This window comes from Pantoea sp. GD03673 (genome assembly GCF_029844725.1).
Lineage (GTDB): Bacteria > Pseudomonadota > Gammaproteobacteria > Enterobacterales > Enterobacteriaceae > Pantoea.
In genome coordinates this window covers 394,089-407,458 of record NZ_JAOCKJ010000004.1, presented here as the reverse complement: position 1 = coordinate 407,458, position 13,370 = coordinate 394,089, and the positions used below count along the sequence as shown (strand labels likewise).

General features: G+C 58.4%; 14 protein-coding genes. 7 read left to right on the top strand and 7 right to left on the bottom strand.

The genetic code is table 11. The annotated features are described in order from the left end of the window. Positions 1-32: 32 nt before the first annotated feature. Positions 33-995 (bottom strand): chemotaxis protein, encoded by a 963-nt coding sequence (locus tag N5J69_RS10140; protein ID WP_279770017.1) that lies wholly within the window; start codon positions 993-995, stop codon positions 33-35. Between the two features lie 167 nt (positions 996-1,162). On the opposite strand from N5J69_RS10140, the gene N5J69_RS10135 reads away from it, so the two are divergent. Continuing rightward, complete coding sequence (locus tag N5J69_RS10135; RefSeq protein WP_279770015.1) at positions 1,163-1,555, top strand: NirD/YgiW/YdeI family stress tolerance protein; 393 nt, start codon at positions 1,163-1,165, stop codon at positions 1,553-1,555. A 36-nt stretch (positions 1,556-1,591) separates the two neighbouring features. Here the strand turns inward: N5J69_RS10135 and dbpA are convergent, their stop codons facing one another. The 3 genes from dbpA to N5J69_RS10120 form a co-directional block, all read right to left on the bottom strand. After that, on the bottom strand, positions 1,592-2,974 hold the full coding sequence (gene dbpA / locus N5J69_RS10130) for an ATP-dependent RNA helicase DbpA (RefSeq protein WP_279770014.1): 1,383 nt from the start codon (positions 2,972-2,974) through the stop codon (positions 1,592-1,594). A 737-nt stretch (positions 2,975-3,711) separates the two neighbouring features. Then, positions 3,712-5,100 carry an amidohydrolase family protein gene (locus N5J69_RS10125; protein ID WP_279770012.1) on the bottom strand — a complete coding sequence of 463 codons (1,389 nt, stop codon included), beginning with the start codon at positions 5,098-5,100 and terminating at the stop codon, positions 3,712-3,714. A gap of 90 nt (positions 5,101-5,190) precedes the next feature. Continuing rightward, entirely contained in the window at positions 5,191-6,051 is an 861-nt protein-coding gene (locus N5J69_RS10120) for a LysR family transcriptional regulator (protein ID WP_279770011.1), read from the bottom strand. 87 nt (positions 6,052-6,138) lie between these two features. On the opposite strand from N5J69_RS10120, the gene N5J69_RS10115 reads away from it, so the two are divergent. The 6 genes from N5J69_RS10115 to yniD all read left to right on the top strand — a co-directional run bounded on the left by N5J69_RS10115 (position 6,139) and on the right by yniD (position 11,845). After that, on the top strand, positions 6,139-7,308 hold the full coding sequence (locus N5J69_RS10115; protein WP_279770009.1) for a cyanate transporter: 1,170 nt from the start codon (positions 6,139-6,141) through the stop codon (positions 7,306-7,308). A gap of 207 nt (positions 7,309-7,515) precedes the next feature. Further along, positions 7,516-9,171, top strand: coding sequence for an L-lactate permease (gene lldP, locus N5J69_RS10110; protein WP_279770008.1), 1,656 nt, complete (start codon positions 7,516-7,518; stop codon positions 9,169-9,171). After that, entirely contained in the window at positions 9,168-9,944 is a 777-nt protein-coding gene (gene lldR, locus N5J69_RS10105) for a transcriptional regulator LldR (RefSeq protein ID WP_279770007.1), read from the top strand. The genes lldP and lldR overlap by 4 nt, the downstream gene beginning before the upstream one ends. After that, positions 9,944-11,131, top strand: coding sequence for an FMN-dependent L-lactate dehydrogenase LldD (gene lldD / locus N5J69_RS10100; protein WP_279770006.1), 1,188 nt, complete (start codon positions 9,944-9,946; stop codon positions 11,129-11,131). The genes lldR and lldD overlap by 1 nt, the downstream gene beginning before the upstream one ends. A 57-nt stretch (positions 11,132-11,188) precedes the next feature. Then, positions 11,189-11,617 (top strand): OsmC family protein, encoded by a 429-nt coding sequence (locus N5J69_RS10095; RefSeq protein WP_279770004.1) that lies wholly within the window; start codon positions 11,189-11,191, stop codon positions 11,615-11,617. 120 nt (positions 11,618-11,737) lie between these two features. Then, positions 11,738-11,845 (top strand): small membrane protein YniD, encoded by a 108-nt coding sequence (gene yniD / locus N5J69_RS22215; RefSeq protein ID WP_085980552.1) that lies wholly within the window; start codon positions 11,738-11,740, stop codon positions 11,843-11,845. A gap of 115 nt (positions 11,846-11,960) precedes the next feature. Here yniD and N5J69_RS10085 read toward each other — a convergent pair whose 3' ends face one another. From N5J69_RS10085 to N5J69_RS10075, 3 genes are all read right to left on the bottom strand, one after another. Then, positions 11,961-12,191, bottom strand: a complete 231-nt coding sequence (locus N5J69_RS10085) for a hypothetical protein (protein WP_033731707.1) — start codon at positions 12,189-12,191, stop codon at positions 11,961-11,963. 99 nt (positions 12,192-12,290) lie between these two features. Then, positions 12,291-12,461: a hypothetical protein gene (locus N5J69_RS10080; protein ID WP_003850083.1), complete on the bottom strand. Its 171-nt coding sequence runs from the start codon at positions 12,459-12,461 to the stop codon at positions 12,291-12,293. Between the two features lie 173 nt (positions 12,462-12,634). After that, a complete protein-coding gene (locus N5J69_RS10075) occupies positions 12,635-13,285 on the bottom strand; it encodes a type II CAAX endopeptidase family protein (RefSeq protein ID WP_010255238.1) in 651 nt (216 codons plus the stop codon). Positions 13,286-13,370: the final 85 nt, after the last annotated feature.

The window sequence follows — 13,370 nt, the reverse complement described above, 5'->3', positions numbered from 1 at the left end:
CGCGCCGGGCATTCTTAGCGGCCCGGATTCGTTTAGCGGGCAGCGTCAAGGACGTTGAAAATCACGTCTGACAGCTCATTCAATTCAAACTTCGCCACATAACCGTCGGCACCGACTTTGCGCACATGATCTTCGTTGGCGCTGCCAGAGAGTGAGGAGTGAATCACGACCGGCAGAACCTTAAGTACCGGATCGCGTTTGATGTTGCGGGTCAGCGTAAAGCCATCCATCTCTGGCATCTCCAGATCGGTCAGGACCAGCGCAATTTTGTCGTGAATCGACTCGCCCGCAGACTGGGCTTCCTGGCTCATGAGCTTGAGTTTTTCCCAGGCTTCCAGACCGGTATTGAACATCAGCGCCGGGATGCCCATGCTCTTCAGGCCCTGCTCCAGCAGCTGACGCGCCACTTTGGAATCTTCTGCGACAATTGCCACCGCACCGGGGCGATAGTTGAAGGCACGCGGTCTGGCCGCTTCCGGTTCAACGCCGCGCACGGACGGGATGATGTCATACAGAATCTGCTCAACGTCCAGCACCATCGCCAGCTCGTTGCTTTGCTTGTCACTGTCCAGGCAGGCGATGCTGGTAATATTGCGGCCGCCGATACCGGCTTCAGCGGTGTGCACCTGGCTCCAGTCGAGACGCACGATGTTCTCTACTGACTCCACGGCAAACGCCTGGGTGTTACGTGCATACTCGGTTACCAGCAGCAGGTTAAGACCGGTTTCCGGCACGCAGCCCGCTACCGCAGGCAGGTCGATCACCGGAATAAACTGGCCACGAATACTCGCCATACCCAGCAGCGGCGAACGCATGCCTGCGGCTTTGGTGATGGTCGGCATCGGCACAATTTCACGCAGCTTGAAGACGTTAATGCCAAACAGTTCAGACTTGCCTTTCAGCTGATCGGAACCTAAGCGAAACAGCAGCAGCTCAAACTTGTTTGATAACGCGAGGTTCGCTCTTTCATCGATCTCTTTTTGAAAATTATCCATGGTTGCCTCTGCATTAACGCAGCTGGTGAAATAGGGTGTGAACAGGTTATCGGCAGCAAATGGAAAAAGGTGAGAAGAGAAGGGCGAAATAAAACGAACTCCGATTATTGTGCCAGGCTTAATCCTGAAGGTTCAACATGGACACCTTTCCAATAAAGGAGTGTGAAATGAGAAAAGTGATTTTAGCGTCGTTGCTGGTGATGATGAGCGCAGGCGTGTCGGCTGAAGAGGGTGGATTCAAAGCGGGCGATACGCCACCGCCGCAGCATAAGCAGGATGCGGGCTATAAAGGCTCAGAAGATACCGGGCAGACCCACATCGATCAGATCCGCGATTTCCGTCAGGGCGGTTATGTGACGCTGGAAGGTTACATCGTGAAGAAAGAGCAGGGAGAGCGGTATCAGTTCCGCGATAACACCGGTACGTTACCAATTATCGCCGCGAAGAAGACCTTTGATGGTAAAACCTACACCGCAGAAGACAAAGTGCGCGTCAGCGGTAAGGTACAGGGCAAAGGGGATAAAACCACGCTGCATGTGACACGCATCGAAGAGCCGTAACAAAGCGGGCGAGGTAATGACCTCGCCCGTTTTCATTCAGTCTTTCAGCAGAATCGCCCGGCAGGTTTTGCCTTTGATTTTTCCCTGCTTGAGTTTGACCAGCGCCGCTTTGGCCTGATTTGCCTCAATTGCCACGTAGGCATGGGTCGGCGTCAGGACAATTTTGCCGATCTGATCGGCGCGATACCCCGCTTCACCGGTCAGCGCACCCAGAATATCGCCCGGACGTATCTTGGCTTTACGGCCACCATCAATGCACAACGTCATCATGGCGGCAGGCAGAGGCTTGCTGCTGCCCTTTTTTAGCGTGCTGGCAGAGACCCACGGCAGCTTCTGCTGCAGGAAATCTTCCAGTGCATGCGCACGCGCCATCTCATCGGCAGCCACCAGGCTGACCGCAACGCCATGCTCGCCTGCGCGTGCGGTACGACCGATGCGGTGGAGGTGGACTTCAGGATCCCAGGCGAGCTGATAGTTAACGACCATTGCCAGCGATTTGATGTCGAGTCCGCGTGCGGCGACATCAGTGGCGACCAGTACGCGACCGCTGCCGTTTGCAAAGCGGATCAGCACGCGTTCGCGATCGCGCTGCTCCAGGTCACCGTGCAGGGGCAGGGCGCTGATATCGCGTGCGTTTAGTGCGGCGGCGACGTCATCACATTCACGTTTGGTGTTGCAGAACACCACACAGGATGCGGGCTGACGATCGCTGAGCAGGGCTATCAGCAGACCCAGTTTTTCATTGTGGCTGGCTTCAAAGAATTGCTGGTCGATTGAGGGCAGTTCGCTGACATCTTCAGTGACGACGCTCAGCGCATCACGCTGAAAACGCGTGCTGATGGCGGTGATGCCGTCGGGCCAGGTGGCGGAAAAGAGCAGCGTCTGGCGTGAGGCTGGCGTTGCGTCAATGATCGTTTCCATATCATTGAGGAAACCCATCTCCAGCATCCGATCTGCCTCATCCAGTACCAGCATGTTGAGCTGGTCCAGCCTGAGGTTTTCGCGATTGATGTGATCGAGGATACGACCCGGCGTGCCGACCACGATATGCGGAGGATGCACCAGGGAATCACGCTGTGCGCTCATCGGCTGCCCGCCACACAGGGTAAGGACTTTGATGTTGCGGGTGAAGCGCGCCAGCTGGCGCAGCACGTTGCCTACCTGATCCGCCAGTTCACGCGTCGGACAGAGGATCAGTGCCTGAGTCTGAAAGCGGGTGCTGTCGATATGGTGCAGTAAACCAATACCGAAGGCAGCCGTTTTACCGCTGCCGGTTTTTGCCTGCGCGCGCACGTCGCGTCCCTGCAGAATGGCGGGCAGCGTAGCGGCCTGAACGGGCGTCATGCTGGTGTAACCCATCTCGCGCAGGTTATCGAGCTGGCTGTCGGGAAGCGAATTGAGGGTAGAAAAAGCGGTCACGGGCGCGGCCTCTGAGGCTGAAAGTGTCGGGCATTATTGCGGGGCAAGTCTGGCAGAAAGCACGCCTGACAGCAACGGGAACCTCGATGGTTAGCGGAATGAAACTATATCTGCCGGTACGCTTAGGAATAAACTGAACTTTGCCGGAAAAAGGTGGTTTTTTTTAATCGTTCGGTGAGGTGTAAAGGTTTTCATTTCAAAGTGATAACTTATCAATACCAGTCATTATTTTATAAGTTGTCGTTTTTAAAAATTAATTTCATTGTTAATCAGATGATTCCTTAATAATTACTCCAGTAATAGAATTAATCATTAAAAAATATCGCTCTCTGTGCCGATAAAAATCCTGAGCTAATTGCTTTATATTTAGCGCGCCATATTCCTGGTACAACGACCGGTAGAGGGTATTTGCATTGAGTAATCGCATCCAGGGACCACATGAAAATGTGCTTAAAATAGTAGGCCGCGCCGTACTGACACTGCATGTTCACGGAGAGAGCTTATCAGCAGATAAGATCGCTTCGATGATTGCGTGTTATGCGGAAGATGAGCCCTGTGATCAGGAAGATCGTCGCTTATACGCGCTGGCAATGGAACTTATGTCGAATGATAAATGGGCCAAAAGCGCGTAACCCGCACTCCGCTCAGGTAAATGCAGAGCCTCCCTTGTGGAGGCTCTGTCGTTTCTGGCGCTCAGGGTGTGTTGCGTCCGGGGAGCAGGTGAGAGCGCAGCGGTTTCAGGCCGGGGCCAGCGCAAACACCGGTTTACCCTGTGAGAAGGTCGCCACCACGGGCGACATGCGTGCCACGGCTTCGGCGGAGCAGCTCGCCGCCACCAGCATCATGCTTGCGTCATCCCCCGGTGCTGGCCACTGGCGCTCCCCCTGGGCCGAGAGCGGGAGCCGATCGCCTGTGGCAATCCCCAGCGCCCGCGACAGCGAAAACTCATCTGAACCGCGATAGAGCTGCGCATAAAGGTTCGCTTTTTCCAGCATGCTGCCGGTGCCAAACGGGGACCAGTGATCGATGACGCTGTCGGTGCCGGTCATCACCCTGATGCCCGCCGCCTGTAGCTGGGGAATCGGCATGGTGAGCTTACCAATGGGGAGCGTGGAGGCGACGCTGAACTGCTGCTCCGCAAGCCCTTCGATCATCTTGTCCAGCGCACTGCCAGTCAGCGTCGCCAGCGCAAAACCGTGGCTCAGCGTCACTTTGCCTTTCAGCGCCGGATGCGTCGCCACGGTGTCAATCATGTACTGAATTGCCGCCACGCCCGCCGGTGAGGTTTCATGCAGATGAATGTCCACGCCGCGCTGATAGTCGAGCGCAATCTGAAACATGGCATCCAGCGATTTTTCCATCGCGCCATCCACATTGGTCGGATCCAGTCCGCCGACATAGTTAACGCCGAGCTGCATCGCCTCACGCATCAGCCCGTCGACCTGTGAGTGCAGCAGGCCGTGCTGGGGAAAGGCGACGATCTCGCACGAAAAGGCAGGATGACGGGCTAACGCCGCCTGCAAATGCTCCAGGCTTTTCAGGCCGCTGACCGGATCGATATTGCAATGGCTGCGTGCGCGGGTTGTGCCTTTGGCGTTAAGCAGGGCGATCAATCCTTCGGCGCGGGCCTGGGCGTGCGGCAGCAGCTGTGGGATCAGTACCTGTTCGCGCGCAATCATATCCATGATGGTTTTACCCTGACGCGGACGCGGTGCCTGCCACGGGCCGCCATAAAAGGTTTTATCAAGATGGATGTGCATGTCCTGGGTGGCGGGCAGCAGCAGGGCATCCTGCGCATCCCATGACGGCAGCGTGCTCTCCCCCTGGCCCGCGGGCGTCAGCTGGTCAATTTTACCGTCGCGCACGCTGATGTCGTAACGTCCGGTCCGGGTGGCGATAATCTCCTCATCCTCGCGGATAAAGCCCTCCTCCAGGCGCACATTGCGCAGCAGGTAGTGATCCTGCCGGGGCAGGGCGGCGGGCCGATCGGCATCGATAGCGGGCAAAGAGGCGGGGGTGGCGGCACCGGACTGACCGAGACCGGCGGCCAGCAAGCCGCCTGCGGCGGTCCAGCGCACGCTTTGGCCCAGGAAATCACGGCGGCTCGGCGAAGAGGAAATGGGCATCAGAGGCTCCTGCAAAGTGAACAATGTCTTAATCTGACAAACGCTGCTTTCCCCTGCTGCGTTATTTTCCACTGACCACTATTCAATATCTCACTGCCAGCGCAACTGGCCGAACGCCGCCAGTGACGTCGCCAGTTCACGCTGCAGCGGATCCTGTGGATGACGGCAGAACAGCGCCAGTTCAAAGGTATCAATCACCGGCAGACCCTGTTCGGGACCCAGTACCCGATGTTGCGGCAGGCGACAGCTGGCTGGCAGTAACGTCAGCCCCAGTCCCTGGGCACTGGCGGCGGCCAGCGCGACCAGGCTGGCGCTGCTGTAACCAATGCGCCAGCTTCTGCCCAGCGCGTCGAGCGTCTGACACACCTCGTCGCGATAGAGCCCCTGCTGGGGAAACAGGACCAGCGGCACCGGCGTCTGCTCAAAGCAGGGCCACTCTGCGCTGTCGAGCCACAGCAGCGGTTCGGGACGCGACGCCAGCGGACGCTCGCCCCAGGGCTGCTTAATCAGCATGATGTCCAGCTCTTCACGCTGCCAGGCACGCCGCAGCTCCACCTGCATTCCGCTCATCACATCCAGCCGCAGCTGGGGATGGTCGCGACTGAAGTGCGCCAGCAGACCGGCTGTGGGCGCGGCGAAATCTTCGGGCACGCCAAGACGCAGCACGCCGTCGCGCCACTGATCGCTCAGCACATCGTGCGCTTCGCCATTCAGGGCAATGATCCGCCGGGCGTAGCCTAAAAGTTTTTCGCCCTCTTCGGTGATCTGCACCTGATGTGAGGAGCGGATGAGCAATGCTTTACCAACCATCTCCTCCAGTCGCCGTACCTGCTGGCTGACGGTGGACTGTGACAGGTGCACCCTGTCGGCGGCGCGGGTAAAGCTGGTGGTTTCGCACACCGCCACAAAGCTGAGCAACTGCTGCGGGGTGAACATCGGTTGACGATTCATTTTTCCACTACCTGACAGAGTAATATTTCATTTCCAGATAGTAGCGACTGCTGCCAGGCTGGCAACTTTTACCGGTGTGGATCTCAGATGAAGAAAGAGAACAACCTCCTGCTGGCAGCCCTGGTGCTGGCAGGACTGAATATGCGGCCGCTGATGACCTCGGTCAGTCCGTTACTCAGCCAGCTGCGGCAGAGCATCGGTCTATCACCGCTGGCGGCGTCGCTGCTGCCTGCGGTGCCGATGATCATGATGGGTGCCATTGCGTTAATCAGTGCTCCGCTGATGCAGCGCTTTGCGGTGCATAAATTGCTGTCCGGGGGGCTGATCCTGCTGTTGCTGGCACTGGTGAGTCGGGGGATTGTGGTGGACGGACGCGGGCTGGTGCTCAGTACCGTGCCGGGTGGGGCGGGTATTGGCATCGTGCAGATGGCGATGCCGGGATTGATTCGTCAGCGCTTTGGCAGCCGCAGCGCTGGTGTGACCGGCCTGTGGGCAGCAGCGCTGATGGGCGGCGGCGGGATTGGCGCGGCGATCTCACCGTGGCTGACCGCGCAGCTTGGCTGGCAGGGCGCACTGAGCAGCTGGGCGCTGCCGGTGGTGCTGGCCATAATCCTCTGGCTGATGATTACCACTGCCCCCGCCGCCCGAACGGAGGCCGTCGCGCTGCCGCCGCTGTGGCGAAAAACCCGCGCCTGGACGCTGGCGCTGAGTTTCGGTCTGGTTAACGGCGGTTACGCCATCTGCGTCGCCTGGCTGCCGGACTTTTACCATCAGCTTGGCTGGCGTGCGCAGGCGGGCGGTTCACTGCTCGGCATGATGATTGGCTGTCAGGTCGCCGGGGCGCTGCTGCTGCCCCTGCTGGCACGGGGCCGCGATCGCCGCCCGTTATTGCTGCTGACACTGGCCATGCAGCTTTGCGGCATGCTCGGCTTTCTGTTTGCGCCGCAGCTGGCACCGTGGCTCTGGGCGGGGATGGCAGGTTTCGGGCTGGGCGGGGCGTTTCCACTGGCACTGGTGCTGGCGCTGGATCATCTGGCGCAGCCCCAGGCTGGTGCGCGGCTGGTGGCCTTTATGCAGGGCGTCGGCTTTATTATCGCGGGCAGCATGCCGTTTATCGCCGGACAGCTGCATGCGCTCACCGGAAATTTCACCAGCGTCTGGATCCTGCAGGCGACGGTCACGCTGCTGTTGATTGCGCTTAATCTGCGTTTTCATCCGCACAGCTATCAGCGCGCCTTTCCCGAAGGAAATGGCTGATTTTGGTCCGACCAATTCCGGCAATATTTTTCTCTGGTTCACACTCCGGGAAAATTCACCCAACTTCTGTTGCCATAGATTAACAATGCATTAACTATCTGTTGCCATACGCCCCGGGACAGCGGTTTGGTCTGACCAATCCGGGGCGAAAGGGTATGCAGCAGAGCGGCTGTGTGCCACGTCACCTCTTCCTCTGGAGATACTGGCATGCAGATCTGGCAACAAAATTACGATCCGCTGGGTAATATCTGGCTCTCAAGCCTGGTCGCGCTGATCCCGATTCTCTTTTTCTTTTTTGCGCTGATTAAGCTGAAGATGAAAGGCTACCTGGCGGCGACCACCACCGTGGTGCTGGCGTTGCTGGTGGCGCTGTTTCTCTACCAGATGCCGGCGGCCCAGGCGCTGGCCGCTGTGGTGTATGGCTTTCTCTATGGGTTGTGGCCGATTGCCTGGATCATTGTCGCCGCGGTTTTCGTCTACAGGATCTCGGTCAAAACGGGTCAGTTCGACATTATTCGCGCCTCCATTCTGTCAATTACCCCCGATCAGCGTCTGCAGATGCTGATTGTGGGCTTCTCGTTCGGTGCTTTCCTGGAGGGGGCGGCGGGCTTTGGTGCGCCAGTGGCGATAACCGCCGCGCTGCTGGTCGGGCTGGGTTTTAATCCGCTCTACGCCGCCGGGCTTTGCCTGATTGTGAATACCGCGCCTGTTGCGTTTGGCGCGATGGGGATCCCCATTATCGTGGCGGGCCAGGTGACCGGGCTGGACAGCTTTGCCATCGGCCAGATGGCCGGACGCCAGCTGCCGCTGCTGACGCTGATTGTGCTGTTCTGGATTATGGCGATTATGGATGGCTGGCGCGGCGTGAAAGAGACCTGGCCCGCGGTCATGGTCGCGGGGGGATCGTTTGCCATTGCCCAGTTCCTCAGCTCCAACTTCCTGGGCCCGGAGCTGCCCGACATTATCTCGTCGCTCGCCTCGCTGATTTCGCTGACGCTGTTTCTGCGCGTCTGGAAACCGGTGCGCATTTTTCGCTTTGCCGATGCAGAGGCGAAGCAGGACGCCTCCCTGCAGCCGCCGCAGACGTATCGGCTGGGGCAGGTGCTCCGCGCCTGGATGCCGTTCCTGTTTCTTACCGCCACCGTCACGCTCTGGAGCATCCCGCCGTTTAAAGCGCTGTTCGCCAAAGGCGGTGCGCTCTATGACTGGGTGCTGGCTATGCCGGTCCCGATGCTGAATGAGCTGGTGGCACGTATGCCGCCCGTGGTCGGCAGCGCGACCCCTTTTCCGGCCATCTTTAAGCTGGATCTGGTGTCCGCCACCGGCACCGCCATCTTAATTGCGGCGATCATGGCTATTCTGTTCCTGCGCATGAAGCCAAAGGCGGCGCTGCAGACCTTTGGGGAAACGCTGAAAGAGCTGGCGCTGCCGATCTACTCCATCGGGATGGTGCTGGCCTTTGCGTTTATCTCCAACTATTCCGGCCTCTCTGCGACGCTGGCGCTGGCGCTGGCACACACCGGCCACGCGTTTACCTTCTTTTCGCCGTTCCTGGGCTGGCTGGGCGTCTTCCTGACCGGATCCGATACCTCGTCGAATGCGCTGTTTGCTGCTTTACAGGCCACCACCGCCCAGCAGATTGGTGTCTCCGATGTTCTGCTGGTGGCGGCTAACACCACTGGCGGCGTGACGGGCAAGATGATCTCGCCGCAGTCGATCGCCATTGCCTGTGCGGCGGTCGGGCTGGTGGGGAAAGAGTCTGACCTGTTCCGGTTTACCGTTAAGCACAGCCTGATTTTCACCTGTATGGTGGGGGTGATTACCACGCTTCAGGCCTACGTTTTCCCCTGGATGATCCCATGAGCAACAACACTACCGAACCGCTGGTGACGCGCCTCCAGGCGTACATCACCGACCATCAGCTTGAACCAGGCATGCGCCTGCCTGCCGAGCGGCAGCTCTCGGCGGAACTCGGCGTCTCTCGCTCCTCGCTGCGTGAAGCAATACAGCAGCTGATCAGCAGTGGGATGCTGGTCAGCCGACGCGGCGGCGGCACCTGGATCCGCCAACAGCTGGCACCCTGGTCGGAACAGCGCATTGTCGGGCCGATTCGCCAGCTGCTGCATGACGATCCCGACTACCGCTACGATATTCTGGAGGCACGCCACGCCATTGAGGCCAGCACCGCCTGGCATGCAGCACTGCGCGCCACCGGGGCCGACAAAGAGAAGCTGCAGTTCGCTTTCGACGCCACCCTGAAGCTGAAAGAGAGTGATGACCCTGATCTCGCTGCTCAGGCCGATGTGCGCTTTCATCTGGCCATTGCCGAAGCGTCCCACAACGTGGTGCTGCTGCAGACCATGCGCGGCTTTTTCGCGCTGCTGCAGTCGTCGGTGATGCAGAGCCGTCAGCGCATGTATACCCAGCCCGCGATTTTTGCCCGCCTGACGGAGCAGCACCAGGCGCTGCTTGATGCGATTCTCGCGGGCGATGCGGAAGCGGCCCGTCAGGCCGCGATGCAGCATCTGGGGTTTGTCCACGCCACCATGAAAAGCCTCCATGAAGATGAAGCGCGCCAGGCGCGCATCACCCGCTTACCGGATAACGACACACGCAACCCAAAGGAATCTGACTGATGATTATCTCAGCTGCCAGTGACTATCGCGCCGCCGCGCAACGCATCCTGCCGCCGTTCCTGTTTCACTATCTTGACGGCGGGGCGTATGCCGAGCACACCCTGCGCCGCAACGTGGAAGATCTGTCAGATGTGGCGCTGCGCCAGCGCATTCTGAAGAACATGTCGGAACTGAGCCTTGAAACCAGATTATTCAATGAAACCCTGTCGATGCCGGTTGCGCTGGCACCGGTCGGCCTGTGCGGCATGTATGCCCGCCGGGGAGAAGTGCAGGCGGCACGTGCGGCAGCTCTGAAAGGCATTCCGTTTACCCTGTCGACCGTCTCGGTCTGCCCGATTGAAGAGGTGGCCCCGCAGATCAACCGGCCGATGTGGTTCCAGCTTTACGTGCTGCGTGACCGCGGTTTTATGCGCAATGCGCTGGAACGTGCCAAAGCCGCCGGTTGCTCAACGCTGGTGTTTACCGTGGATATGCCGACGCCGGGTGCGCGCTATCGTGATGCGCACTCCGGTATGAGCGGCAATCACGCGGCGCTGCGTCGTTACTGGCAGGCGGTCACGCATCCACAGTGGGCGCTGGATGTGGGTTTGCAGGGCCGTCCTCACGATTTGGGGAATATTTCTGCCTATCTGGGCAAGCCCACCGGGCTGGAAGATTACATCGGCTGGCTGGCGAACAACTTCGATCCCTCTATCAGCTGGAAAGATCTGGAGTGGATCCGCGAATTCTGGGAGGGGCCGATGGTGATCAAAGGCATTCTCGATCCGGAAGATGCGCGGGATGCGGTGCGCTTTGGTGCCGATGGCATCGTGGTCTCGAATCACGGCGGACGCCAGCTGGATGGCGTGCTCTCCTCGGCACGCGCATTACCGGCCATCGCGGATGCGGTCAAAGGCGACATCACCCTTCTGGCAGACAGCGGCATCCGCAACGGGCTGGATGTGGTGCGGATGATTGCGCTGGGCGCAGACAGCGTGCTGCTGGGACGGGCATTTATCTATGCACTGGCCACTCACGGTCAGCGCGGTGTGGAAAACCTGCTGAACCTGATAGAGAAAGAGATGCGGGTGGCCATGACGCTGACCGGGGCGAAGTCGATTAGCGACATCACCCGTGACTCACTGGTGCAGGCGGAGGCGTTGCTGGCACCACAGAGCATCGCATCACGTCCCCGCGCAGTGAGTTAGCCTGCGAAAATGAATGCGTTGTCTATACTTAGCTTCTTTACCAACAGGAGGAATGACATGACCATTCATAAGAAAGGTTCGGCGCACTGGGAAGGCGATATCAAAGGCAAAGGCACCGTCAGCACCGAGAGCGGCGTGCTGAGCCAGCAGCCTTATGGCTTTAATACCCGTTTTGAAGGCGGCAAAGGCACCAACCCGGAAGAGCTGATTGGTGCAGCACATGCGGCCTGTTTCTCCATGGCACTGTCGCTGATGCTGGGCAATGCAGGCCATACGCCGGAAAGCATTGACACAACGGCGGACGTGTCGCTGGATAAAAAAGGCGACGGCTTTGCCATCACCAAAGTGGCGCTGACCAGCACGATCTCTCTGCCTGGCGTTGATGCGTCGGCCTTTGACGAGATCATCAATAAAGCCAAAGCGGGCTGCCCGGTTTCTCAGGTACTGAACGCGGAAATTACGCTGGATTACACCCTGAACAACTGATGCTGGCAACGGGTCGCCTTTTGGTGGCCCGGACGTTATGCTATGCCTCCCGGTCCTGTTACTGACCGGAACAGATGCGCCTTCTGGCGCATCTTCGCTTTCTGATCAGAGGAAACCGAGGTGACAAGATACCGGGCGGCTAAAAAATACTGGAAGATGGTGCTGGTTCTGTTGTGCATCTGCGGCGGGCTGCTGCTGATACGCTGGGCTGCCATGATCTGGGCCTGAGCCGATGAAGTGGATAAGTCGCCACTCGCTGGGCATATTACTGATGGTGATTATCGTGCTGGAAGCGGTTTATTTTCTGCTGACAGCCTCATGGCTGCCGTGGCGATAAACGCACTCAGACAAAGGCATCTTCGCGCCGTTTAGTCCGCACGTCGCTGCGCGCAATGCGATAAGCCTTGCGTGGATCGCCCACCACAAACTCAAAGGTTGGTGTGTAGTAAAAAGGCAACCAGCCGCCATAGCTGCTCTCCCACTCCCATCGGACGGGGCAGGGCCACAGAATGCCATCATACAAAAGATAGTAAACCCAGCGTCCACCAGGACGACGGGGGCGTGATGTTTTCATGGGATTCACAACGGTAATGGTTAACAACAGCTTATATTTTGTACGCTAAAGCGTCAGCTTGCAATGTTGCAGCCCGGCTTTATTGAATCTGGTCCTGAATCATCGATGTACCTCACCACAAAGCAGTACCACATTTGGTCTGACTTTATGAATACGGTTTGCCATTGTTTCACAGTCGACCTTCGTCGGATAGATGCGCTCCGAGACCGGCAGTGCTTCGCAGGCATCGTAACCGCACGCGCTCACTAACAACACAAATCCTATCAACATAGATCCTCTCCTTAACACGGTCTGGTGGTCCGGACTGTGGTGCTTTTTTTCCCTTTTTAACATCCAGTATAGACAAACGTGACGGGGCGGCATTGTCAGTGTGAGCTGTGGCCTGCCAGACAGGAGGTGGCGGCAGGGTGCGGGCGGTGTAAGAGGGGGGAGCAGGTGCAGAACTAGCCCGCGAAATACCAGGCGGGCAGCAGCGCAATCAGGTTGTTCAGGGTGTGCAGGAAAATGGGCAGCGCCAGACTGTTACTGCGCAGCCGGGCGTAGCAAAGCAGCAGCGAAAACAGCGTCAGCGCAATAAGGGTCTGCCAGTGCACATACTGCGTATGCATCACGGCAAACAGCAGTGAGGTCAGCAGCATACAGGCAAAGCGACTGCGGGGTGCCCACAGCAGAAAACCCTGCAACAGGAAACCGCGGAACAGCACCTCTTCAAATACCGGGGCCAGCAGCACGGCGGTCAGCAGCAGGATCAACAGTGAATTACGTCCCTGCTGGGCCTGCATCACCAGCCACCCTTCCGGCTGCATGAACTGCATCTGTGCCGCCATCAGCACAAACAGTGCGCCGGTAAACAGCAGGGTTTGCAGCGTGCAAAGCTCACCCAGCGGCAAATCGGTGCGACGCTGGCAGTAGAAGCGATAAAGCGGGTAGATAACAGCAAATTCAAACAGGCAGAGTACGGGAACCAGCAGGCCGTCATTACGCAGCACGCTGTAATTAGGAAACAGCGTGATCAGCATGGTAACCAGGTAATAGACCACAAAGCTGCCGACGTAGAACAGCGTCAGGGTCACTCTGTCGGAATTGGTGTTCATAGGCGACTCTGCCAGCGAAGGTTAGCGCATAGTAGCAATGCACCCGATCGCTGTCGAGTGAGCCTGTAACACAATATTTAAGCGC